The organism is Mesorhizobium sp. M0244 (assembly GCF_040321795.1).
In the GTDB taxonomy this organism is placed as follows: Bacteria; Pseudomonadota; Alphaproteobacteria; order Rhizobiales; family Rhizobiaceae; genus Mesorhizobium.
Map to the genome: position 1 here is coordinate 21,159 of NZ_JAMYSE010000050.1, position 22,456 is coordinate 43,614.

The 22,456-nt window shown below is 60.5% G+C and carries 28 protein-coding genes and 2 pseudogenes; 27 read left to right on the forward strand and 3 right to left on the reverse strand.

Translation table 11 applies throughout. The features are described from left to right. Nucleotides 1-10 precede the first annotated feature (10 nt). Entirely contained in the window at nucleotides 11-733 is a 723-nt protein-coding gene (locus NKJ08_RS24775) for a L,D-transpeptidase (RefSeq protein ID WP_352525502.1), read from the reverse strand. A gap of 232 nt (nucleotides 734-965) precedes the next feature. On the opposite strand from NKJ08_RS24775, the gene NKJ08_RS24780 reads away from it, so the two are divergent. From NKJ08_RS24780 to NKJ08_RS24835, 12 genes are all read left to right on the forward strand, one after another. Further along, the gene (locus NKJ08_RS24780; RefSeq protein ID WP_352783766.1) at nucleotides 966-1,613 is read left to right on the forward strand and encodes a type III secretion protein; all 648 of its coding nucleotides are present in this window, start codon (nucleotides 966-968) and stop codon (nucleotides 1,611-1,613) included. An 18-nt stretch (nucleotides 1,614-1,631) separates the two neighbouring features. Next, the gene (locus tag NKJ08_RS24785) at nucleotides 1,632-2,261 is read left to right on the forward strand and encodes a hypothetical protein (RefSeq protein WP_352783768.1); all 630 of its coding nucleotides are present in this window, start codon (nucleotides 1,632-1,634) and stop codon (nucleotides 2,259-2,261) included. A 22-nt stretch (nucleotides 2,262-2,283) separates the two neighbouring features. Next, complete coding sequence (gene sctJ, locus NKJ08_RS24790; RefSeq protein ID WP_352783814.1) at nucleotides 2,284-3,111, forward strand: type III secretion system inner membrane ring lipoprotein SctJ; 828 nt, start codon at nucleotides 2,284-2,286, stop codon at nucleotides 3,109-3,111. Then, complete coding sequence (locus NKJ08_RS24795; protein ID WP_352783770.1) at nucleotides 3,108-3,728, forward strand: SctK family type III secretion system sorting platform protein; 621 nt, start codon at nucleotides 3,108-3,110, stop codon at nucleotides 3,726-3,728. The genes sctJ and NKJ08_RS24795 overlap by 4 nt, the downstream gene beginning before the upstream one ends. 5 nt (nucleotides 3,729-3,733) lie before the next feature. Further along, nucleotides 3,734-4,351, forward strand: a complete 618-nt coding sequence (sctL, locus tag NKJ08_RS24800) for a type III secretion system stator protein SctL (protein WP_352525509.1) — start codon at nucleotides 3,734-3,736, stop codon at nucleotides 4,349-4,351. Continuing rightward, the gene (locus tag NKJ08_RS24805) at nucleotides 4,348-5,706 is read left to right on the forward strand and encodes a FliI/YscN family ATPase (protein ID WP_352776886.1); all 1,359 of its coding nucleotides are present in this window, start codon (nucleotides 4,348-4,350) and stop codon (nucleotides 5,704-5,706) included. Before sctL ends, NKJ08_RS24805 begins: the two co-directional genes overlap by 4 nt. Further along, nucleotides 5,693-6,181 carry a type III secretion system stalk subunit SctO gene (gene sctO, locus NKJ08_RS24810; RefSeq protein WP_352776885.1) on the forward strand — a complete coding sequence of 163 codons (489 nt, stop codon included), beginning with the start codon at nucleotides 5,693-5,695 and terminating at the stop codon, nucleotides 6,179-6,181. The genes NKJ08_RS24805 and sctO overlap by 14 nt, the downstream gene beginning before the upstream one ends. 302 nt (nucleotides 6,182-6,483) lie before the next feature. Beyond that, nucleotides 6,484-7,323, forward strand: a complete 840-nt coding sequence (sctQ, locus tag NKJ08_RS24815; protein ID WP_352783773.1) for a type III secretion system cytoplasmic ring protein SctQ — start codon at nucleotides 6,484-6,486, stop codon at nucleotides 7,321-7,323. Continuing rightward, nucleotides 7,316-7,969, forward strand: a complete 654-nt coding sequence (gene sctR, locus NKJ08_RS24820) for a type III secretion system export apparatus subunit SctR (RefSeq protein WP_352454246.1) — start codon at nucleotides 7,316-7,318, stop codon at nucleotides 7,967-7,969. Before sctQ ends, sctR begins: the two co-directional genes overlap by 8 nt. Nucleotides 7,970-7,987: 18 nt before the next feature. Next, nucleotides 7,988-8,257: an EscS/YscS/HrcS family type III secretion system export apparatus protein gene (locus tag NKJ08_RS24825; protein WP_352449127.1), complete on the forward strand. Its 270-nt coding sequence runs from the start codon at nucleotides 7,988-7,990 to the stop codon at nucleotides 8,255-8,257. A gap of 9 nt (nucleotides 8,258-8,266) precedes the next feature. After that, nucleotides 8,267-9,082, forward strand: a complete 816-nt coding sequence (gene sctT / locus NKJ08_RS24830) for a type III secretion system export apparatus subunit SctT (protein WP_352783775.1) — start codon at nucleotides 8,267-8,269, stop codon at nucleotides 9,080-9,082. Between the two features lie 94 nt (nucleotides 9,083-9,176). After that, on the forward strand, nucleotides 9,177-10,088 hold the full coding sequence (locus NKJ08_RS24835; RefSeq protein ID WP_352776882.1) for a D-glutamate cyclase family protein: 912 nt from the start codon (nucleotides 9,177-9,179) through the stop codon (nucleotides 10,086-10,088). 306 nt (nucleotides 10,089-10,394) lie between these two features. On the opposite strand, the pseudogene NKJ08_RS24840 reads toward NKJ08_RS24835, so the two are convergent. Beyond that, nucleotides 10,395-10,541: pseudogene (locus NKJ08_RS24840) on the reverse strand (ABC transporter ATP-binding protein); the annotation flags it as partial. Between the two features lie 141 nt (nucleotides 10,542-10,682). On the opposite strand from NKJ08_RS24840, the gene NKJ08_RS24845 reads away from it, so the two are divergent. After that, entirely contained in the window at nucleotides 10,683-11,468 is a 786-nt protein-coding gene (locus tag NKJ08_RS24845) for a protein-L-isoaspartate O-methyltransferase family protein (protein WP_352783779.1), read from the forward strand. On the opposite strand, the gene NKJ08_RS24850 is transcribed toward NKJ08_RS24845, so the two are convergent. After that, on the reverse strand, nucleotides 11,465-12,043 hold the full coding sequence (locus NKJ08_RS24850; RefSeq protein WP_352783816.1) for a glutathione S-transferase N-terminal domain-containing protein: 579 nt from the start codon (nucleotides 12,041-12,043) through the stop codon (nucleotides 11,465-11,467). The genes NKJ08_RS24845 and NKJ08_RS24850 overlap by 4 nt on opposite strands. Before the next feature lie 226 nt (nucleotides 12,044-12,269). Between NKJ08_RS24850 and NKJ08_RS24855 the strand changes: the two genes are divergently transcribed. The 14 genes and pseudogenes from NKJ08_RS24855 to NKJ08_RS24920 all read left to right on the forward strand — a co-directional run bounded on the left by NKJ08_RS24855 (nucleotide 12,270) and on the right by NKJ08_RS24920 (nucleotide 22,356). Continuing rightward, nucleotides 12,270-13,439 carry a coiled-coil domain-containing protein gene (locus NKJ08_RS24855; protein WP_352783780.1) on the forward strand — a complete coding sequence of 390 codons (1,170 nt, stop codon included), beginning with the start codon at nucleotides 12,270-12,272 and terminating at the stop codon, nucleotides 13,437-13,439. 40 nt (nucleotides 13,440-13,479) lie between these two features. Then, nucleotides 13,480-14,208, forward strand: coding sequence for a hypothetical protein (locus tag NKJ08_RS24860; RefSeq protein WP_352783782.1), 729 nt, complete (start codon nucleotides 13,480-13,482; stop codon nucleotides 14,206-14,208). Between the two features lie 700 nt (nucleotides 14,209-14,908). After that, nucleotides 14,909-15,085, forward strand: coding sequence for a hypothetical protein (locus tag NKJ08_RS24865; RefSeq protein WP_352783785.1), 177 nt, complete (start codon nucleotides 14,909-14,911; stop codon nucleotides 15,083-15,085). A gap of 3 nt (nucleotides 15,086-15,088) precedes the next feature. After that, on the forward strand, nucleotides 15,089-15,340 hold the full coding sequence (locus NKJ08_RS24870) for a DUF982 domain-containing protein (protein WP_352525522.1): 252 nt from the start codon (nucleotides 15,089-15,091) through the stop codon (nucleotides 15,338-15,340). A gap of 199 nt (nucleotides 15,341-15,539) precedes the next feature. Further along, nucleotides 15,540-15,785 carry a DUF982 domain-containing protein gene (locus NKJ08_RS24875; protein ID WP_352525677.1) on the forward strand — a complete coding sequence of 82 codons (246 nt, stop codon included), beginning with the start codon at nucleotides 15,540-15,542 and terminating at the stop codon, nucleotides 15,783-15,785. An 8-nt stretch (nucleotides 15,786-15,793) separates the two neighbouring features. Then, the gene (locus tag NKJ08_RS24880; protein WP_352496211.1) at nucleotides 15,794-16,039 is read left to right on the forward strand and encodes a DUF982 domain-containing protein; all 246 of its coding nucleotides are present in this window, start codon (nucleotides 15,794-15,796) and stop codon (nucleotides 16,037-16,039) included. Nucleotides 16,040-16,074: 35 nt separating this feature from the next. Next, nucleotides 16,075-16,380 carry a DUF982 domain-containing protein gene (locus tag NKJ08_RS24885; protein WP_352783817.1) on the forward strand — a complete coding sequence of 102 codons (306 nt, stop codon included), beginning with the start codon at nucleotides 16,075-16,077 and terminating at the stop codon, nucleotides 16,378-16,380. 51 nt (nucleotides 16,381-16,431) lie between these two features. Further along, on the forward strand, nucleotides 16,432-17,139 hold the full coding sequence (locus tag NKJ08_RS24890; protein ID WP_352783788.1) for a TetR/AcrR family transcriptional regulator: 708 nt from the start codon (nucleotides 16,432-16,434) through the stop codon (nucleotides 17,137-17,139). 111 nt (nucleotides 17,140-17,250) lie between these two features. Continuing rightward, complete coding sequence (locus NKJ08_RS24895; protein WP_352783790.1) at nucleotides 17,251-18,114, forward strand: TauD/TfdA dioxygenase family protein; 864 nt, start codon at nucleotides 17,251-17,253, stop codon at nucleotides 18,112-18,114. A gap of 24 nt (nucleotides 18,115-18,138) precedes the next feature. Continuing rightward, entirely contained in the window at nucleotides 18,139-19,086 is a 948-nt protein-coding gene (locus NKJ08_RS24900) for a carbohydrate ABC transporter permease (RefSeq protein ID WP_352783793.1), read from the forward strand. Further along, nucleotides 19,076-19,912 (forward strand): carbohydrate ABC transporter permease, encoded by an 837-nt coding sequence (locus NKJ08_RS24905; RefSeq protein WP_352783795.1) that lies wholly within the window; start codon nucleotides 19,076-19,078, stop codon nucleotides 19,910-19,912. The genes NKJ08_RS24900 and NKJ08_RS24905 overlap by 11 nt, the downstream gene beginning before the upstream one ends. A gap of 28 nt (nucleotides 19,913-19,940) precedes the next feature. Next, nucleotides 19,941-21,215 carry an ABC transporter substrate-binding protein gene (locus tag NKJ08_RS24910; protein ID WP_352783798.1) on the forward strand — a complete coding sequence of 425 codons (1,275 nt, stop codon included), beginning with the start codon at nucleotides 19,941-19,943 and terminating at the stop codon, nucleotides 21,213-21,215. A gap of 481 nt (nucleotides 21,216-21,696) precedes the next feature. Next, nucleotides 21,697-21,945, forward strand: a complete 249-nt coding sequence (locus tag NKJ08_RS24915) for a type II toxin-antitoxin system VapB family antitoxin (protein WP_352783820.1) — start codon at nucleotides 21,697-21,699, stop codon at nucleotides 21,943-21,945. Beyond that, nucleotides 21,942-22,356 (forward strand): annotated as a pseudogene (locus NKJ08_RS24920) (type II toxin-antitoxin system VapC family toxin). The gene NKJ08_RS24915 and the pseudogene NKJ08_RS24920 overlap by 4 nt, the downstream one beginning before the upstream one ends. Nucleotides 22,357-22,456 lie beyond the last annotated feature (100 nt).

Genomic DNA, 22,456 nt, shown 5'->3' on the forward strand with positions numbered 1-22,456 from the left:
CGTCGAACCATCAATGCCGTACAATAATCTGGGTGCCGATCTTCACTCGGTCGTAAAGATCGATGACATCTTCGTTGGTCATGCGAATGCAACCGGAGGAGTTGGCCTGTCCGACGGTCCATGGCTGGTTGGTGCCGTGGACGCGATAAAGCGTGTTGCCGATATATAATGCGCGCGCGCCCAATGGATTGTTCGGTCCTCCCTCGATATGCGCGGGCAGGAAGCGGCCCTTTGAGGCTTCTCTGGATCGCATTTCGGCCGGCGGCCGCCAATCTGGCCAGTCCTTCTTTCTCGAAATCGTGTCGCGACCGGACCACTCCAGCCCCTCCTTGCCAACCCCCACCGCGTATCGCAGCGCTTTGCCGCCCCCCAGGATGTAATAGAGGCGCCGCTCCGTGGTGTTGATCACGATCGACCCCTTCGGCTGAGCCTCGTTGAATGTCACGACCTGCCTGGGAATCACTGACCGCCCGGGCACGATTTCTCCGTCCGACGTCAGGCCGGAAGCGCTGGGGGAGACCAGTACATTTCTCGCCCGATCGTATGTCCAGCTTCTAGGGTCATAACCGCTGTTCGATTGGGCCTGCGCCGACGCGATGGCGGCAAGCGACGCCACGGCAACCAGAACCGATGCACTCAATCCCTCGACAAGACGCGTTGCCACAAACCTCTTGCTTCTAGGAACGCCTGCGGGCACATCCAAGTTCGCGAGCAGGCTGTTGTTTGCCGTCACCGAGACCACTCCCTTCCACATTGAACCGACGACCCCGAACCCGGTGGTAACCGATTCCAACGCGGCACCATATCGCGTTGCGGATCGTTCGCAACATTTGGCACAGATCGTTGATATGTAATCCAATTGGACTTCCTATTTTCGAGTGTGCGCGATAGGATGACATCGGCGGACAAGCTATGAAGTAAGCGAGGCGGGTCATCACTCGTGCGTCGCTTGCGATAGGACCAATGTGACAGGACGCGGTACCTACCATGCGGATCGGTTGTCGGGAGGCAGGGCTACCGTTGTCGCCTGCGGCCTTGCCGTCATCCTGGCGCTCGGCTTTGACTCGCAGCGTGCGTCCGCTGCCGAACCGCGCTGGCCCCCTGGCCCTTACAAATACATCACGATCGATCAATCCGTGACAGACGCGCTGGTTGAGCTCGGCCGCAACATGCGGGTGCCCATGCGTGTCAGCAAGCTGGTAAAGGGGCGCCTGAGCGCCGGCATGCCGGTTGGAACGGCCCGCGAGTTCCTCGAAGAGATATGCAATCGATACGGGCTGGTCTGGCATTTCGACGGTATCGTCATGAACGTCGCGACCGAAGCGGAAGTCCAAACGGAAATGATCCCGCTTGATGCCAACATGGCTGCTGGCGCCGAAGACAGGCTTTCACGGCTGGGCGTCAGCGACCCGAAGTTTCCAATAAAGGTTTCCAAGCAAGACGATGTCATCTCGGTATCGGGGCCGCCATCCTACATCGAACTCGTCAGGAAAACGCTCGGGGTTCCTGCCACGGCGAGCACGAAGCAGGAAGCCGGCAAAGCTGTGTCGGTCCGCGTTTTCCGGGGAAAGCAGGCGGAGGCGCAGACTGTCCCCTCCGGCAAACCGAACTAAGAACTGGAGGGCACATTCATGCAAATCGCGCCGATTGGAGCCCTAGAGGCTACGCTTGCAAACTTGACCACCAGCATAAGTTCGCAACAGCAAATCACCGCCGGCGCGGCAGCGCAGCCCGGTAACCGAATGGTGGGCGCCAAGCAAGAAAAGCACGATGCCGCGAAGGTCAATATGCCTGAGCGCAGTGATGTCGCGACGCCGGCTGGTCAGCAGGTGGTGCAGACGCCCGGCGCCAATCCGGCAATAGGCGGACAGACTTCCAAACCGGAGAAGACCGAGCCGATCGTCGAACACAAACTCTTCGACTACATGGCCGAGACGGAGAAGGCTGCAGGTGGGGTGTTCACGGAACCATCGGCCCTTTTGGGTTCTGCCGTTAAGTCGCTGGAAGGAACCATGCAGCAGGTCCAGAAGGCTCTTGGCCAGGCTAACGCTTCCCCAAGTGCTGAAACGGCCGCCACGCAGGATGGCGCCGATAAGACGGCCCCGTCCGGCAAGGAAGGCGAAGACTCCCCAGCCAAGAACGCAGAGCAACTCCTGGAACGATCGATTTCGGTGATGTGGGCAGCCGCCAATCTCGAGGTGGTTACGAGCAGCGTGACGGCCGTCACGTCGTCCACCAGCACGCTGATCAAACAACAGTAAGCGCCGCGGAGTGTTCGTGCCCATGCCAACCTCGCTGCGGCGCTCAACGCGATTGAATCAATGCCGCATCCGGTGTCGCGTTGCGCTCGTTGTCATGGGTATGCTTGTGCTCCAGGCGTGTTCGGTGGAGTTGTATTCCAACCTCAACCAGCGGCAAGCCAACGAGATCGTGGCCACGCTCATGCGGCACGGGATCCCGGCCCAACGCGAGGTCGGCAAGGACGGCAAGATGACGGTTTCCGTACAGAAGGGCCGCTTCGCCGAAGCTATGGCCATTCTCGACGAGAGCGGCTTGCCCAAACAGGAATTCCAGACGCTCGGCGAGGTGTTCAAGAGGGATGGGCTTGTGTCCTCGCCGGTGGAAGAGCGGGCAACGATGATCTATGGCCTGAGCCAGGAGCTGTCGCAGACGATTTCGGACATCGACGGCGTACTTTCGGCGCGCGTTCATCTCGTACTGCCCGAAAACGATCCGCTGAGGCAGCAACTGGTACCGTCCTCCGCCTCCGTGTTCATCCGGCATCGCGCATCCGTTCCGATGAATGAGCTCATCCCGCAGGTCAAGATGCTGGTGGCCAAGGGCATCGCCGGACTGACCTATGACAATGTTTCCGTCACCCTCATTCCGGTTGCAGCGACAGCCCCCGAGCAGGAAACCGGCGAGGCCGGGTTCACCAGCTTCCTCGGCCTGTGGCTACATCCCGACAGCGTCGCCGCCGCGATGTCGCTGTTTTACGGCATGGCGGCGGCGATACTCGCGCTGGCTGGTCGGTTGGCCTACATGCAGTGGTATCGACGGCCCGGCGTCTATGCGCTCGATGCTTCCGCAATGCCGGTGAAGAAAACATGACCCAGCCCGGCTCGGAGCAAACTGCCAGCCCGGAATGGCAGGCATTCATGTCCAACCCCGCATCCTATGTGGATGCGGCTTGGCTCGCGGAGTGCTTTGACGGCGCCATCGGCGAGGCAGCCTGCGAGCGCATGCTGCGGTCGCAACGCCTGCAGGAGCGACTGTCGAAGCTTCTGCTCGACCGGCATAGGCTCTCTCCAGCAGTCGAAGAGCCGGCCGATGCGGTGGATCGAGCGATCGCCTTGTCGTCTGGCGAAGAGTTGGAGGAACTTGCGCTTCGCTCGGGCGCGATCTACTGGGCCGGGAGTCTGGCCGCTGTCATTGTTGGGCGCGAAGCGGCCGCGTTGCAGGCGGCGCTTGGCGCTGATCTGTGCGCTTTCGCCGTAGCCAACCGCGACCTGGCCGGCCCGATGCAGCGGTTGGGGCCGCTGGAAGACATTTCCGGTCGCGTCTATGCCGACGGCCTGAGTTGCCTTGGCGCCTGGTGTCAGACCATGCCGAGCGATACGAGCACGCGGGTGCGTCTCAAGCTGATGCCACAACAGCCTATCCACCAGCCGGTAGCCGAACCATTTGCCGAGGCCGGCCCCGCGATTGTTCGCCGAGCAATGAGCTAGACGAGATGATCGAATCGGGCAAAGCGGCGGAAGCTATCCCGAGGCGTCCTTACGCCCGAATCCTGCGGGCGGCCGAGGTACGCGCTTTGCAGGATGGGCATGCGTTTCTCGACGAAGCAAGGCGTGATGCGCAGCAGTTGCGCGACGCCGCACGGCGAGCCTATGCGGCCGAATACGCGCAGGGCTATGACGACGGCAAGGCGCAAGGCGATGCGGAGGCCACGCGGTTAATCAGCGAGACGGCGGTCAAAGTGGATCGCTATTTCGGTGGGCTGGAATCCGAAGTCGTTGGCCTTGCCGTCGATATCGTCAGGCGAATTCTGGGAGAATTCGACGTCGGCACGCTTGTCGCCAAGGCCGCAAGACAGGCGGTGACTGAAATTCGCCGCGCCAAATACCTGAAAGTCCGAGTTCATCCCGCGTCCATCGACAGGATTCGCGAGGAGCTGGACGCAGTCTTGCGCGAGAGTGATCTGGGGATGACGGTCGAGATCGACGCGGATGACGCGCTGGTTGCCGACGCCTGCATCGTTTCGACTGACTTTGCCGTCGTCGATGCGAGCATCGACGCGCAGCTCAAAGCCATGGCTGCCGCGATTGCGTCGAAGACGGAGGTCCTATGACCGCGTCCGCCGCTGATATCGAAAGCCGTCTGGCCTCCATCATTCCGAATCTGCGTTCGGGCCTGCGCGACGATACCAGCCGGCCCAGGAAGGGGCGTGTACGGCGGGTCGCCGGCACGGTCATTCATGCGACTGTGGAGGAGGCCCGTATTGGCGAGATATGCGAACTCGTCGACCCCAGGACAGGCAGGATGACCAAGGCGGAAGTCGTCGGCCTCATGGACGAAATGGCGGTCCTTGTTCCGCTTGGCGATTTGGCCGGTCTTTCAAACCTGACCGAGGTTGTGGCGACCGGAAAAGACCAGCAGGTGCCAGTCGGTCCCAGCCTTCTTGGTCGAGTGATCAGCGCGCTTGGCGAGCCATTGGACGGCAAGCCGCTTTCGCCGGACGGCATCATCGGCAGCTATCCGGTCAATGCCTATCCGCCATCTCCGCTGGAGCGCAGCTTGATTTCCGAGCCGATCCAGCTCGGCATACGCGCCCTCGACGGGCTGCTCACCTGCGCGCGCGGGCAGCGCGTCGGCATCTTTGGCGAACCTGGGGTGGGAAAGTCGCTCCTGCTTTCCGATATCGTCAGCGGCACCGATGCCGATGTCGCCGTGGTCGCTCTTGTTGGAGAGCGCGGACGTGAGGTGCGCGAATTCCTCGAACAACAGCTCGGGCCGGAGGGGCGGGCGAGGGCCATTGTCGTCGTTGCGACCTCCGACCGTCCTGCCATCGAGCGTGTCAAGGCCGCCTATGTGGCGACCAGCATTGCCGAATATTTTCGCGACCAGGGCAAGCATGTGTTGCTTGCAATGGACAACATAACGCGGTTTGCCCGTGCGCAGCGAGAGATTGGCCTGGCCGCGGGCGAGCCGCCGACGCGTCGCGGTTTTCCGTCTTCGCTGTTTGCGGTATTGCCCCGTCTGCTCGAGCGGTCAGGCCCCGGTCGCGTTGGATCCATCACAAGCCTCTACAGCGTTCTTCTTGAAGGCGACGGTACGCTGGATCCTGTCGCCGAGGAAGTTCAGGCGCTCCTTGATGGCCACGTCTTCTTGTCGAACGAGCTTGCGCAGCGCAACCATTTCCCGGCCATTGATGTCTTGCGCAGCCGAAGCCGCCTCATGGATGCGGTTGTGGAGCCCGCACATCGGTCCGACGCCAGCCACCTGCGCGAGCTGCTTGCCCGCTACGCCGACATCGAGCTTCTCCTGCGCGTCGGTGAATACGAAAAAGGCAGCGATCCGGTGGCGGACGAGGCGGTGGCGAAGATCGATGCCATCAACGCCTTCCTGCGTCAGGCGTCCGCCACACATGAGAGCTTCGAGAGGACACGCCAACTCATGCGGGAGATCGTCGGTGAAAGATCGTGAGATGATCGCTCGATTACGCGACCTCAGACGCCGGCGTGAAGACCGCGCAAGGGAAGAGGTGATCAGAAGGCACGCTGCTGTGGACCGGGCCGCGAGGAAGGGTCGGGAGGCGGCCGGTGCGGTCACGGAGCATCTCCAGCGCACGATCGATGCCGAAGACGCAGCGTTCGGCTCGCTTGTTGGACATCCGATAAAGGCTGCCAGTCTTCACCGGCTACAGGCACGGTTCGAAATCGCCGCCAGAAAAACCGCGCAGTTGCGGGAAAACGAGAAGATGGCGGGCGTTGTCGAGCAGCAACGGAAAGCGGAGCTGTCGGAAGCCCGCAATGATCATCGTGCAACCATGAAGGCGGTGACGAAGCTGGACAGGCTGTTGGAGCATCTGACCAAACGCACCGCACGGCGTTGCTTGGCCCTTGCCGAGCTTTCCGAGGAAGAGGAGCGCGGTCCAACGCGCCTGCCCACAGAACGATAGCCCAGTTTGTGATCGTGAATATGGATGTGATGCCCCAAGCCTTCGCGTCGGGAAAAACGAGAGCGCAGGTAAAGCCGGCAAAACGCAAGACCTCACGGTCAAGCGTTGGCGAGCGGCTGATACTGGACTCTGTCGCGTCTGTCGACGTTGGGGCATTGAACGCCTTCTACCGCCGGCGCGCGCCCGCGGAAATCACGATCGCGGGCAAGGCCGTGGCGATTGCCGCCGTCTGGCCGGCGCCGAACCCTGCCGACCAGCGGTGGTGCACCATTGCGTTCTCCGTCGGAGACACGATGGGCAAATTGCGCCTGCCGCTTTCTGTGGTCGAACGGGGCTTCGCCAGGGCAGACGAACTGGTCGACATGAAGCGGCTGGCCCCCGCTCACGCCGCACTGCTGCTGGAATCCGCGTTTGAAGAGGATCTGGAATGGGTCGAGGCCAAACTGGGCGTGAGCATCGCGCTCATCTCGGTCACACAAGCAGATGCCGTTTCCATTTCGGGCGAGACCCCGTTGGCTTTTGTCCTGACCGGCAGTCAGGAAACGATTGACTGCGTCTTGAACACGAATGACGCCGGGCTGGCGGTACGGATCGGCCGTCTTTTCGACGAGATCGCCAAGGCCAGACCGCCGATCCCGGCCGAATTTCCTCTGCCGATCTGTCTTCGGCGTGGCGCACTCAACCTAACCCTTGGCGAGCTTAAAAGCCTCCAGCCTGATGACGTGGTGCTTTTCAGGGATGAGGCGGAAGAACGCATGGCGGCACTCATCATAGCCGAGCGCCTTTATGCGCCGGTCGCCCTGACGGCCGCCGGGCCGCAATTGCTTGCCGCGCCGACGGCTATCGCCGGATCGAATTGGGAGTGGACCATGAACCAGAACACGTCGCCGCCAGCCAGCCAGACTTTGGAAGAATCGACCCTGGACGAGTTGCCGGTCGCGCTTGCCTTCGAGATCGGCCGCACGGCAATGCCTCTCGGGGAGGTGAAGCAGCTTGCGCCCGGCACTATTGTTCCGCTCGCCGATGTAACCGAGGCGATTGTCGACATCATCGCCAACGGCAAACGTGTCGGCCGCGGTGAGATCGTGCGGATCGGCGAAAGCCTGGGCGTGCGGATCGTGCGCATGTTCGATAATGCTTGAGAATTCGCCCAATCTGCTTGGGATTCTGATCGCCGTCGGCTTTGTCGGGTTGCTGCCTCTGGCGGTCGTCACGATGACGGGATTCTTGAAGATCTCGGTCGTGCTGTTTCTCATCCGCAACGCGCTCGGCGTCCAGCAGATGCCACCCAATCTGGTGCTATACGGCATAGCGCTTGTGCTCACGGTCTATGTCACGACCCCGTTGCTGAGCGAGATGTCGGGCCGACTTCAAGAAGGGCAGGTTCAGTTCCAGACAACGGACGACCTCGCCAGAGCGGCGCAACTGGTCAGGGAACCATTGCAGCGACACCTCATGAAGTTCACCCAGCCGCAGGAGCGGCAGTTCTTTCTCGATGGAACGAGCCGCCTGTGGCCGGAACAGGCGCGGCAGAACCTGAAGGACGACGATCTCTCGATCCTTGTTCCGGCCTTTGTCGCATCCGAGCTAACCCGTGCCTTCGAAATCGGCTTCCTGCTTTATCTTCCTTTCCTCATCATCGATATCGTTGTTGCCAATATCCTGATGACGCTCGGCATGATCATGGTCTCGCCGGTCCTCATATCGATTCCTCTGAAACTGTTCCTTTTCGTTGCCATAGATGGCTGGTCGCGGCTGATGCATGGCCTCATCCTGAGTTACGGCTGACGCCGATGGGAGGGTTGCATGGGCAATGACTTCATCCTGGCAAAGGTCCAAAGCGCACTTCTGACGGTGCTGTTTGCGTCCAGCCCGGCGATCATTGCGGCGCTGGCGGTCGGCGTCCTCGTCGGTCTTGCCCAGGCGCTGACGCAAATTCAGGACCAGTCGCTTCCGCAGACCATCAAGCTGGTCGTGATCCTGCTGGTCATCATCGTCTTCGGTCCTTTGCTTGGACAACAGATCGCGCAACAGGCCTCGACGGCGCTGGACGAATTTCCCGTCGTCACGCGTTGAGGCAGGCGGATGCCGGTCGAACCACTCTTCGCCTCCGTCAAAGAGCTTCAGGTCTATCTTCTGGCAGGCGCATTCGCGCTCGCTCGCATGACCGGTTTCATGCTCCTGATGCCGCTTTTTTCGCGTGTGCCGTTATCAGGTCTTCTGCGTAACGGCGTGGCGCTGGCGCTGGTGGTTCCGGTCTTTCCGATGATCGCGAGTACGCTGACGAACACCGACATCACGACCACGATGATCGTGGTGTACATCCTCAAGGAGGTGGTGGTCGGCGTAACGCTCGGGCTCGCAATGGGTATACCGTTCTGGGCAGCGGAGGCCGCTGGCGATGTCCTTGACCTGCAGCGCGGCTCCACGATGGGGACGCTGATTGACCCGATGATGACGCATGAGACGAGTGCCACCGGCACCTTACTCGCCGTCATCATGGTCACGGTCTACCTGGCCGCCGGAGGTCTGCAGCTTTCCCTGACCAGTCTCTACGAGAGCTACGGCCTGTGGCCGATCGACCAACTTCTGCCTGTATTCAGCAAGGATGCTGCGGGGATATTTCTCGGTCTGCTGAATCGCATCCTGGCGATGGCGCTGACCCTCGTCTTCCCGCTCATTATCAGCATGCTCTTGTCCGACATTGTGCTGGCTTTCCTGGCGCGGGCCTCTCCGCACCTGAATGTTTTTGCATTGTCCCTGGTCGTCAAGACGCTGGTCTTCAGCCTTGTCTTTGTACTCTATGCAGCTTTCCTGCTTTTCTACATGAACCGGGACCTTGGCTTCCTGCACGAGGCGAGCCGACAGATAGAAGCGATCGGCTGCCGCAGCTGTCAATGAGAACAAATATGAGCAAAAGCTAATAATAAGCGCCATCCTTCGCCTGCCAATAAATACGATTTATCGATGAGGAAAGATTCTGATGATTTGACAAGTGACCGACCCGCCGATGATCTTACGCGCTCTCGACGTGTCTCTGAAACGTGCATATCCGTTGGAAGCCATGGCTCGCCCGATCACTTCATTGATCTATGAGGATTTGCGAATGGTCGATGCGGACAGGCTACGCAGGCTCGTCAGGATGGGTGCCTATGAAGGGCATACAGGAGGGCTTGCGCGCGGCAAGCTCCAGGCCAACGTCGTGATTGTGCCCCGCAGCTTTGCCGCCGATTTCCATCAGTTTTGCGTCCGCAATCCGAAACCCTGCCCTTTGGTGGGCGTGAGCCGTGCGGGCAGCCCATTGCTGCCAGCGCTGGGCGATATCGATATCCGCACCGATGCGCCACAGTACAGCATCTATTATTTCGGCGAGATGATCCGGCAGACCACAGACATCATCGACCTATGGCGAGATGACTTTTCGGCTTTCGCGCTCGGCAGTTCGCTCACCGTCGAGGCCGCACTTGTCGAAAAGGGCGTGAAATTCCGGCGCATCGGCCGTGGAAAAACCGCCCCCAAGTTCCGCACCAAGATCGAGACGTCTCAAGTCGGACAGTTCGGTGGCGAAATGGTCGTCTCAATGCGCCCGATAAGGTATAGCGACGTCGACAAGGTTCGCGCGCTCACCGCGCGTTTTCCGCATGCGCACGGGTCACCCATCCATGTCGGAGAGCCCACGACGATCGGGATCCGAAATTTGATGGCTCCCGACTGGGGCGATGCCGTCGAAGTCTTGGAAGGGGAGGTGCCTGTATTCTGGGCCAGCAGCCTGACCGCCCAAGACGCTCTTGCTCGTGCCGAACTCGCGATCTCGATCACAGTGTCGCCGGGCCATATGCTGATCACCGACGTGGATGCACGGGCGCTGCCTTGGCCTAATGTCGAGCTTGGCGCGAGCTTGCAATGATCGTGCTCAAGTCGGAGCTTGCCTGGTCCAACGCTCCGAAGCACCTCGACAGCAGGGCGGACGGGATGGCCTCTGACCGTGGACCCCACCACGGCCTTTCCCGAGAGCCCTGACTGCGCCTCGAAGCTTGGTAGTCATAGTCGTGCATGACCCTCGCGAAGAGTAGGTCAGCGGTGATGATTTCGGACTGTACTTGATTGAGCTCATTCATTTTATCTGCCGCTCTGGCTCGGCTTCTGGCTTATTCGCCGGCCCAGCTCGGTATATCAACCTTCGGTAGCGGTATAAGGTTCCGGAACTAATCTCGCCAGAGAGCTGGTGCGGGAACCTGTAACTGAGCGCCGGATCCAGGCCGACCGACCGCAGGACGGCTTCCACGTCTACCGAGTTCGTTGCGAACCCTTGGTTTCGGAGCGGCTCCTTGAGCTGTGAGCGGATCGTCTTGCGGGGATAGGGCCCCTTTGCCGTCGTTCGGTTTTCTGAGAGCATGACAAGTACGCACAATCCGCGAGCCGACATTCCATGCCAACAAGAATCGATGCCAGTGACGCGCGCCGGTGATTTGCCGAAGACCTGCGTGTCTCATCACCTGTCTTGCACAATCCTGCGGTCATCGAGGCCTTCGCAAAGGTTCCGCGCGAACAATACCTCGGTGACGGGCCATGGCGTATCCATTCGAGATTGCAGATCGGGGCGGTCCATACGAGCCCTTCAGCCGCACTTCACGAGATTTATCACGACGTACTGGTCTCGCTTGACGAACAGCGCGGATTAAACAGCGGCTTGCCGTCGCTTTGGGCATTGGTTTTCGACCATCTGAACATGGCTCCCGGTCAGACTGTCCTTCAGGTGGGCGCTGGTGTCGGCTATTTCACCGCCATCCTCGCTGAACTGACGGGTTCTGAAGGCCGCGTGATTGCATATGAGATCGACGAAGAACTCGCTCGGCGCGCGCAAAGCAATCTTGCTCATTATGCCCGTGTAGAAGTGATATCCGGTGATGCAACGAAGGCAGTCGATCTGCCAAACCTCGATGTCGTGGCCGCCTTTGCCGGAGTGACGCACGTGCCGGAACGGTGGCTTTCAAATTTGTCCGACACGGGTCGGATGGCGCTGCCGTTCACAGGTGAAGACCAACGAGGCTTCATGATGCTTCTGGAAAGGGCTGGCTGTGCGTTTCCTGTAAGATCACTTATGCCATGCGGGTTTTACCCCTGCAGCGGAGCTAGGCGCAGTGACGAAGAAAAGGCGTTGATGGCCGCTCTAAAGGCTGCGCGAGGCAAGGTCACTGGTCTCGCGCAATACCATCGAGGACGACCAGCAAATGGCCTCGAGAACGCTTGGTTGGTTACCGACGCATACTGGGTTTCGAAAGCCTAGAGATCGATATCAATCTCGGGTGCACCGTCGTAGGGTGTGGCACGCATTGAAGGGCGTTCCACGAAGGATCTATACCATTGTGTCAGTCGTGGCCTCCCCTGCAAGAAGTCGGGCAATCTCCGGAATTCCAGCCAGCTTAGACAAGTGGCGAGCGCGATGTGGCCGACATGGAGCGGCGCGTCGAATTCGACCTCGCGTTCCACAAAGTTATAGAATTCGATGAGCGTCATCGTCATGCCTGCGCCCAAGGCAGGGTAACGCAGATGTTCAGGGCGGCGCTCGTTTTCCCAGCGGATGGAAATGCCTGCGTCGCACATGCCGCCGGCGAGCGCGTGGAGGTAGGCGGACCATTTTGCTCGCCCTCTTTCGCGGATGAGCCGACGACTGCTTTCGAGATCGTCGAGATAGCCGCAGATTACGCTCGAATCGAAGATCGTATAACCGTCATTGAGAACGAGAACGGGCACTTTGCCAAGCGGATTGATCGCAAACACATCCTCGTTGCGATTGATGGGGCTCGTCCTCGTCCAGAGCGTGACCTCCAGTATCTTGGAGGCTCTGGAGTGACCAGACAGAGCCGTTTGAGCAGGGCAGCCTTTCGGGGTTTCAGACAACCCCCAGAGTAAATGAACGAAAGTTCCGTTCGTTCGAATGATGACAAGTAAGGAAATAGGAGACAGGCTTTACGCCTTATTCGGTGCCTTGGCGTTGCCGAGGGTGCTTCACTAGCATTGATCCAGCGCCGCGCGCGTAAGTGGAGAATACAATAGCGGTGAGGGCCGCGGTCGGTGAGGTTCAGTGATGAATCATCTGCAGATACGCGGCAGGGGGTGTAGCGCCATGCTATCCCTCGTTCCGTTATGCCTTGTTCTGCTGTCGGCATCTCCGGCAAATAGTCAGTTGGCGCCCGAAGCGTCAGCTGTTGCCGCAGCTAACGACAGCTCGTCGGTCGTGGTTTCGGAACACACCGAGGTCGACAAACAACCGGGCAAGCCGCAACCGAGCGCGCTCGGATCCTATATATCTGGAGAGCTGGTGCTCAGCGAAACACAGGCACTCAAGGAGGGCGCGCAAACGCCGCTCGGCGAGCATGTGGAGGCTTTGCGCCGCGAATTGGCCGCAGCACGAGCGGAGCTAGACGTTATGCAGCGCGGCGCACGTGACCTAAGCGCCCAGGCACACGTACTGGCAGACACGGTGGCTCAGCAAGCACAAGCCCTAAAAGAGCAGCAGCGAACAGACGAAGCGCTCGCGCTCGATCTGGAGACGGCGCAGCGCGTTATCGAAAGCTACAGGGCCGAAGCCAGTCTCTGGAACAGCGAGAAGGCTGCCACGCTTGGAGCGCACCCCTCTATGGAACTCTCTCAGCTTGCTGCCAAGCGAGCGCTTGATGACGAGCGGCACAAGGTTGAGCTCTTGGAACAAGAACTTACTACGGCTCGCCAAACGATCGATGCTCTTAAGACAGGCGCAAATCTGGCAGCCGTCGAGCAGGCCAACGCCACAAGGGACCGACAGGTGGCCGAGGCCGCTGTAAAGCAAGCTCGAGAAGCGCTCGAACTGGGACGCGAACGAGCAGATTCAGCTGTACGAGCCCTCGCCATCGTTCGCAAGGAACGCGATGCTTTAAAGCAGAACTCGATAGAATTGAGTGCGGCGCTGGACCAAGAGCGTGAAAGGACTATCGGTCTAGCCCGCAGCCTCAGTGCCGCGCGTGAGGCAATTGATATTGTCAAGGGTAAGCGTCGCACTGCGGCTGTGGAGCGCGCGCCGAAAGCACGTACCCCCGCGAGTGCACATGCAAGTAGCTTATCGCGTTCGGGCTCCCAACCAGTCCGCAAACCGGGCTTGCCGGAAAAACAGAAAGTGAAGGTCCAAAAGTCACCGCAACCTGTTCTGCTGTCAACCATCGCTCTTCCCGCCGCATTGCTCCCAACGCGACCACCGAAAAAGCTCGACCTAGGCCAGTGAAGAATAGTGAGCGAAATGTATGCCGCAGGGGAGTATGATAATGAAAAAATACGTCGCAACCGCGTTGACGATCGGGATCGCAATCGGGCCTGCCTCGGCTCTTGATGCAGGTATAGGCGGCAATGTTGGCGGTGTCGGGGTCGGTGCTGGAGTGAGCGCCGGTTCGCAAGGCGGATCTGTGGGGGTGGGCACGAGCGTCGACGGTGTAGGCGGAGCCAACGTTGGAGCTTCGGTCGGCTCAGATGACGGATCAGTCGACGCAGGCGTTAGTGCCAGCGGCACCGTAGGTGATAGAAGCGGAGGGATTTCGACGGATGTCGGTGTGGGCGACGATCCAGCCGCCGAAAACGAATCGGTTACCGCTCCCGGTAGTCCGGCCGCAGCCACCACAGCCACTGCCTCTCCCAAGACCGCCAGGCAATCGATCGTCCTGCCACCCGTCCTCCTGCCCTCTAAACCTGGTGACGGTGGGTCCGAGCGGGTCACCAAGGGCTATCCCGCTGAGTTTCTGGCACCGCTGAAAGCGAAAACCGGTACGCCAGCCGCGGTGGTGCGCGCCTGCCGCGCGGCGATCGTGTCCGCTGCGACGCCGCTTGGCGCCGTCCGTGTCCACGCGGTAAGCGCAGGTGCCTTGCGTCAACGTCGAGGCGCACTCACGGCGCCGATCGAGGTGCGAATAGACTACGCTAGACAAGGTGGCATCGAAGTCCGGCAGGCGCAAGTCAGTTGTCGCCTCGATGCGTCGGGCAGGGTCACTGCAATAATATAGCAGCCAAGCCTGTTGTAAGAGGGACACACGGCGCTTAGCCGAGGTCGCTCGTGTTGGCTCGGTGATCAACCAGTGCCCGCGAGTGTGAGTTTCCTACCTAGCCTCGACCTGTGGCCCCGCGCGCGCGTACTGGTCGCAAGACCTATCAAGAAGCGGACTCGCTGATATCGGAACAATCCTGACGAAGCATCGGCAGCCTTTGTCCCTAGACGGTGCGCCTCCCGTGCCCAAGCCCTCTTGGCGCACCGCCCAGGTGATCGTCATGACCAATGACAACCATGCTGTCCCCCCAGTCGTCGGGTTGGGCAGGAACGGCTTGCGAACGCCGCGACATCGTCCATCTCGCGCGTCCCTTCATGGCATGCCTTGCAGGTAGTCACTTCCCCGCCCTTCGGTCGCCACTTGCCATCGAACAGACCCTTGGCGGCACGTGGCCGATGTCGACGCCGCGAGCCGATCCGGCACAATAGATGCAGAACGGCTGCTGGCTGCGTAACTTCTGGCTCAGGCTCACGATGTTGGGTTCCCAACTTCTCTGACGGGGATTGTTAGGGCCTCGCCAGTGGGAAACGAAGGGCGCGCTCGCGCGAGCCAGTTATCCGATCACCTGCCCAGATTTTTGTATCAAACATTCTGGCCCCCCTTAAGGAACAAATCCGCTCGAGGTGCAGTTCGGTCCTTTTAAGATGTAGGCCCGAATGTGGTTGAAATCGATAAAGCCAAACAGAAGGTTATTGCCGAAGTTGTGCAGCGGTGGATCACCTCAGAGGTAATCCGCAATTACCTTCGCAACATGCTAAATCTGCCTGTAGAACGGGAGCTGCCGGCTGAGCAAAGGTATTTGCTGGAGCAACTTGATAGGGCCGACAAAGAGTGACGTATGGCTCTCCACTGGTTCAACCCTCCGGTCCCTGTCAGGACCGAGCGTCCCGGGATCATCCGCAACGTCAACAACGCCGAGAAAGCCGGCGAGGAGCTGATGAAGTGGACCAAGCGTGGCCCTTGCTGGGACCTCGCGGTGCGCGTTTGCATGGCCGTGATATTCGACGAGATGGAAGCTGAGGAGGCCCGCAAGGCATTCCTGGCTGCCGCTAAGGAGGAGGGGACGTTACTTCCCCCCAACGGCAAATAGCTAAATTCGGATTGCAAAGTCAGTCTCTAGCCACGAGGGCCCGCCGCCCGTGAGAAAAGCGACGGACCCGACAGCGGGTGCATCCACGAAGAATCGACCGCTGCGAGTTCTAAACCCGCGAGGGCCTGCGTTGTTCCCTTATCAGCGGGGGCTGCAACTGGGTTGGTCAGCAGGCTCTTGCCGCTCTAAGTTCATCCTCATGGGTCCCTTCTGGTTCTCTCCACCGGTCTACGTGAAGACGAAACGTCCAGGCATTCGCCATGGGGTCAGCCACGTCGAGGGAGCCGCGGAGGAACTCATGGCGTGGGACACAAAGGGCCCGAAGTGGACCAAGGCTGTCCAATCCTGCGTCGATGCATTCGAGGGCAAATCCTCCCCCCAAGAGGTCCGTGAAGCCTTCGAGGCGGCTGCCAAGGAGGCCAACGTGTATCTCTCCCCTGAGTAGGAGGTATCATGGCAACCCATTGGTTCGTCCCTCCGGTGTTCGTGAAGACTGAAACCGGTGTCAGGCATGGCTGCAACAATGCCAGGGCAGCCCTTGAGCAGCTCAAAACGTGGACTCGGAGAGGACCCTGCTGGCATAAGGCGGTGACGCTGTGCCTGTCAGATCTGGAGGGCGATTCGATTGACCCTCAGGTGGTGCGAAAGGCCTTTGAGGCTGCCGCAAAGGAGGCCAAGATGTATCTCTCCCCTGAGTAGGTGGTGTCGTGGCAACCCATTGGTTCTCCCCTCCGGTGTACGTCAAGACCGACCGACCTGGGGTCACCTACGGGTGTAACAATGTCGAGGGTGCCGCCGAGGAACTCCTGAAGTGGACCAAGATGGGACCTAAGTGGAGGAAGGCTGTGCAACTATGCATCGACGCCGTCGAGGATCGGGCGACCCCGGAGGAGGCCCGTAAGGCCTTCGGGGCTGCTGCTAAGGAGGAGGGGATGTTCGTGCGAAACGTTGAATGTCGCGAACTGGCGCAAATTAGTTCCCACCTGAGCGTAGAAGAAGATCTATGTACGACGGGTACATCCCATGACATTGTATGGTAGCAACGCTGATCGCGTCTGTGCCGACCGGCGGACGGTTGCAGCACGTTTCGTATGCTGATTGTCGCGATGGCGAGCGGCATGGATTTTGGAAGGGATATGAGAGCCAGCACTTCAGGACCTCCCGGTGACGAGGCGTACTCCACCCGCAGCAGAATCAAAGAGGTCGCGGCCGAGTTCTATGTCCTGCGCGGCCACGACGGTTTCAGCTTCGGCGATATAGCGATCGCGATCGGCACGACGCGGGCCAACATCCACCATCACTTCGGCAACAAGCGTCAATTGATGGAGGAATTGATCGCGGACTTCGCCGCCAACGCCGAGGCCCGGATTAAGCGCTTCTGGACGACGCCCGACGCCCGGTTCTTCGACCGGCTCGATATGCAGCTCGAGGATCTGCGCCGCTTCTATGAACGTTTCAACGCTGAGACGGGAGCCCGCAATATGTGGAGCCCGCTTTCGCGCCTTCGCCACGACCTCCCAGTTCTCGGCGAACCAGCCGAACATGCCCTCGAGCGTGTCAACCGGATCTATGAACGGAGCCTACGCCATGCGGTCGACCAGGCTGTGAAGGATGGAGAACTTTCTCCCGACACGCTCAGGGACGAACTCGTGCACATGCTGCGCATTACCCTCCTGTCCTGTCCACCGATGACGCAGGATACCGGAAGCTTCGACGAGGTCGCTAGGACCTTCGCAGCACTGGCGGCGATCATCCGCGCAGCTTGGCAGGATGCGGGGAAGGGCTCGCGTCGAGGCTAGACATCCAGTGGATCAAAGCGAGGGCGAGTTGACAGATGTTAGCCTTCAGGTTACTTACTTACAGGTAAGTCAGCCCATGGTGGCGACGGGGCGCGTACAAGGGAGGATCACGTGCTACGCGATGACGAATTCACCCGTTTCGAGGTCAGCCCCTTCACTGGAGCGCTCGGTGCAGAAATCCGCGGGATCGATCTGGCGGGCGCCAGCGAGCATGCCTTCGAAGACGTTCGCCGCGCGCTCTACAAGTACCATGCGCTCGCCGTGCGCGATCAGGAGCTTGACGCCGCTGGCGTCCACAAGGTCGCGCGCCGGTTCGGGCCGTTTAGCGGCAATCCGGTGCACACGCCGATCGACGGCTTCGACGATATCGTGCGCTTCGTGCGCGAGCCGGACGACACGGGCAGGGTGATCGGCGAGGACTGGCACATGGACCTCGCCTGGCTACCAAAGCCGCCGGGCATTACGATCCTCTACGGTGAAGAGGTGCCGCCGGTCGGCGGCGACACATGCTTCTCAAGCCTCGAGAAGGCATATGACTCTCTTTCGCCGCGGCTGGTCGAAATCCTGCAAGGGCTGACGGGCGTCCATAGCGGCCGCGGGGTTTTCGCCATCAACGCGGCCCACAGCCGGCTCGGCGTCAAGGCCGATGTCGAGGCGATCGAGAACGCTATCGTCGAGCACCCTGTGATCTGTCGGCACCCCGAGACTGGGCGGCGCTATGTCTTCGTCAGCAGCGTGATGACCAATTTTAAGGGGATGACCGAGGAAGAAAGCAAGCCGATGATCGACTTCCTGATGGCGCGGGCTGTCCGGCCCGAGTTCAACTGCAGGCTGCGTTGGGAACCGAAGACGCTCGGCATGTGGAACAATCCCCACGTCCTGCACACTGCCATCAACGATTATCCCGGATATCGCCGGGTGATGTACCGAACGACGGTGGAGGGCACCGTTCCACTTGCCGCCAGGGACGGCTGACGCGCAACCGCTCAGGGAGGAGCAATGGCATTTGGTTCCGAGGCGTCCGTCGGCCACAGGGGGGAAGGGGCGGCGGAAGCGGCTGGCGAGACCAAGAGGCGGCGCTTCGCGTTTTCGCCTGCCTATCTCTATGCGACGCCCGTGCACCTCCTGGTGCTTGGGATCATCGTGCTGCCCTCCATCTTCGTCCTGTGGCTGAGTTTCGAGGCCTCGTCATTCGGCCAATCGGCAACCTTCGTTGGGCTCGATAACTATATCCGCGTCCTCACCGATCCATATTTTTGGGGTTCGATCTGGAACACGGTCCTCGTCGTCGCCGTGGCGGTTCATATCGAACTGCTGCTCGGCCTCGGCCTGGCTCTGCTTTTCGCCTCCGGGCTTCCCTTCCAGCGTGTCATGCTCGTCGTGGTGCTCGCTCCCTACGCTATCAGCGAGGTGACGGCGGTCGCAATGTGGCGCTTCCTGTTCGATCCAGACGTCGGGCCGATCACGCTGATGCTGCGATACACCGGGCTGCCGACGCTCGACTGGACGTTCATCCCTTCCCATGGCCTCATCCTCGTCGGCCTGCTGACAATCTGGCTGCACCTGCCATTCACATTCATCATTCTCTATGCGGCACGGCTCGCGGTTCCGAAGGAGCTCTACGAGGCTGGGCGCACCGACGGGGCCAACGCGTTCCAGCTCTTCCGCAACATCACGCTACCGCTTCTGGCGCCAGCGATGCTGATTGCACTGCTCTTCCGCTATATCTTCGCCTTCCGCCTCTTTTCCGAGGTCTGGCTCCTGACCCAGGGCGGCCCGGCGCGCACGACCGAGGTCGTTTCCGTTTATCTCTATCAGGAAGGCTTCCGCTACAACTCCTTCGGCACGGCGGCCGCGACGGCGTGGATGATGGTCGTGATCTCGCTGCTGCTTGCGACTGGCTATGTATGGCGGCTGCGCAAGGAATCCGTGGCCAATGCGTTCTAAGCGTCTCGCCATCGGTGCCGGAAAGACGCTCGCTGTTGCGGCAATCGTCGTTTGGTCGCTGTTTCCGATCGGTTTCATCGTGCTCTCGTCGTTCAAACCCGGTCGCGAGATTTTCGCGGTTCCACCAGAGCTCTTCTTCGAACCGACCTTCGAGCACTACGCCTCGTTATGGCAGCGCTGGCCGGCCTTTTTCGACGGGCTCGTCAACAGCCTGATCATCACCACCGGGGCAACGGCGCTTGCCGTCATGGCAAGTTTGCTCGCTGGTTTCGCCTACTCACGCTATCGTGGCGTCCATTTCCTGGAAGGATCGGTGATGTTTCTGATCGGATCGCGGCTGATCCCGCCGATCGTCGTGACGCTGCCACTGTTCCCGGTCGTCAATCGGCTCGGGCTCAACGACACCCATCTGGTGCTGATCCTGCTTTACGCGAGCTTCTTCGTCTCGCTCGGCACGCTTTTGATGCGGACGTTCATCGATCAGGTGCCGCGCGAACTCGACGAGGCGGCTGTCCTCGACGGCGCGCGGCCGCTGACGATCCTTGTGAAGATCATCTTGCCGCTCGTAGCGCCCGGCATGCTCGCCGTCGCCGTCTTCGTCGTCGTCTTCGCGTGGAACGAGTTTCTGTTCGCCTATATCTTCACCGCCAACCACGCCAAGACTGCGCCTTTGGTCCTTTCAGAGATGATCAGCTCGATCGATGGCGTCGACTGGGGCGTGCTCTTTGCGGCCTCTACCGTCCAATTGCTGCCGGTTCTCGTCTTCGTGGTCCTGATGAACCGGTTTCTTGTCGCCGGGTTGACCGCCGGCGCGACCAAGGGGTGACGACGTCACCGAGAAAGGGAGGAAGACAATGCCTTTGCACATGACACGCAGAGCCCTGCTGACGACCGCGATGGCCGCCGGCGCCACGGGCGTATTGGGTCGGTTGGCCCATGCTCAGGTAAAGACGCTGAACGTGCTTTGCCATCGCGTCCACCAGACCAACTTGACGACCGGCGTCGCCGGCAATGTCATCAAGCCGTGGGAGGACAAGAACAACGCCCAGATCTCCTGGACGACGCTCGACAGCAATCCGCTCCAGGACCGGCTATTCCGGGAGGCGAGCCTGAGCGAGACCGATTTCAACGTCGGCTATATCATCGACAACCGCATGACATCGCAGATCGCCTCGCTCTTCGAGCCGCTCGATGACCTCCGGAAAGCCGAGCCGATCGTCGCCCAAGCCCTGCGCCAGTCGATGACCGTCGGCGGCAAGCTTGTCGGCATCCCGGTGCGCCATGCCACGCAGGGGCTTTTCTACAACGAGGAGCTGCTTCAGGAGGCCGGCATTTCGGCGCCACCGGACACGCTGGAGGAGCTGGTCGAGCAGGCGAAGAAGCTGACCTTCACCTCCAAGTCCGGTACGCCGGTCGTCGGCATGATCCTTGCGAGCGACCTCGCCGTCTTCCCGGTCATGTTCGCCCGCGCCTTTGGCGGCGATTTTATCGACAAGCAGTTCCAGGTGGTTCCCGATCCGGAGGCGATGGAAAAAGGCCTGTCCGTGCTCGCCGACCTCTTCAAGGCCGGGGCGCTCCCCCGCAGCTACGCCACGACGCGCAATGACGACATGGTGACTTGGATGCAGCAGGGACGCGCAGCCTTCGCGGTGCTGCCTTTCGCCCGCTACGCGCAGCTCAACAACAAGGAACAGTCGACCGCGCCGGGAAAGATCAAGGCGATCGAGTTCCCCGGCTCCAAGACCCTCGGCAGCGGTCAGGAAATGCACCCGGTCGTCGAAGCCTGGGCGATGGCCATTCCCGCCAATTCGGCGGACAAGAAGCTCTCCTGGAGCTATATCCGCTTCGTAGCCAGCAAGGCGGCCACACTTGATATGGCGCGCAACGGCAATGGCCCCGTCCGCTCATCAACCTATGCCGAGCCGTCGTTTGCCGGGTCGCAGCCGCAGACGAAGGTCGAGGCTGCCGCCCTTGCCAAGGCGAGACCAGCCTTCCCGGCTTTTCCCGAAGCCGCTCGCGCTCAGTCGACGTTTCTCGAGGAGGTTCAGCTCGCCGTCCTCGGTCGCAAGAGCCCGAAGGAAGCGGTCGCCGCCATTGTCGACCGCATCAAGCCGCTGATGCCAGCGTAATCGTATGGACCGACGTGGCCATGTCGCCTCGCACATACCAGGCGGCTCATCGGTGAGGATCAGGCGCGGTCGTAAAATTGTTGTCGGGTGAGGCTCGGGTGAGGCGATGTCCATTGGCCGGGCCTTCGGTGGCGCGAGCTCTGGACTGCTTAGCAGTGTGCTGGTGGCAAGAGGATGAATGATCGGGCGCCACGGTCGGGCGGGGATGAGGACGCGGATATGCGGATATAATGTCGTTGTTATTCTTCCTGTGGAATGCAGCGAGACGATTCCCAGGTTGCTGATACCACCCGTTCGCGCTGCTTACAGCGCGATCGACCCGCGTAAGCAACGCACCATATCTTTGCGCGTTTTCAGGCATGATGAGGCGCGCGCATTAACTCGGCGGATTCTCTTCGAATGCCATCAAGATGACAAGCCATCGCCTGCCATCTCGATGGCCCAAAGCTGCCGCGCTATATCTGCGGAAAAGGAGACCCACATGGCAGAGCCTCAACTTTCCGTAAGAAGTGCCAGAGCGCGAGACCTTGCGCACCGGCTTGCCCGTCGCGAAAATCGTTCGATTGCAGACATCGTCGAACGTGCCCTTGAATCCTACGAAGCGCGGGAGGCAGGTCGCGAACCTGCGTCGACGTTTTACGCGCGCATCGCGACGGTTTACGGCACCGATATCGACCTTGAAGCGGCGATCCGAGACGATCAGCGGGTTCATGTAGGACCTGAGCTTTGACCTTTCTCGACACCATGTGGTTTCTGAAACTTTGAAGAAGGCGCCTAGCGCTGCCGTTATCGCATGGCTGGTTCGCCATGATGCTGAACTGGCGCTTCCGACTGTGACAATCGCCGAGATTTCCTTCGGCATTCAAAAAATTCGACCCGATCAGCGTGCCGAGCGGCTGGAGCAGGGGCTTGTCCGATTGGCGTCGTCGTTTCGCCGGCCGAATCTTCGGGCTGACTGAGGAAGCCGCATTGGCCTACGGGACAATTATGGGAACTGCTGCACACCAAGGTCTGGGTATGTCCGCGCCCGACGGCATGATCGCCGCGATAGCGCGTGTCAACGGAGGCCGCCTTGCGACGCGAAACTTGAGCGACTTCGATAAGACCGGCCTCAAATCTGATCTCTCCTTGGGAGTTTTGACGCCTCGGAAGTAGGCTTCGTTCAGCATCGGGGCGGGGGGCCTTTTCGACCCCTTAAGCCCTGATGCCTTAGTGAGATTGACCCGGAAACGGTCGCGCCG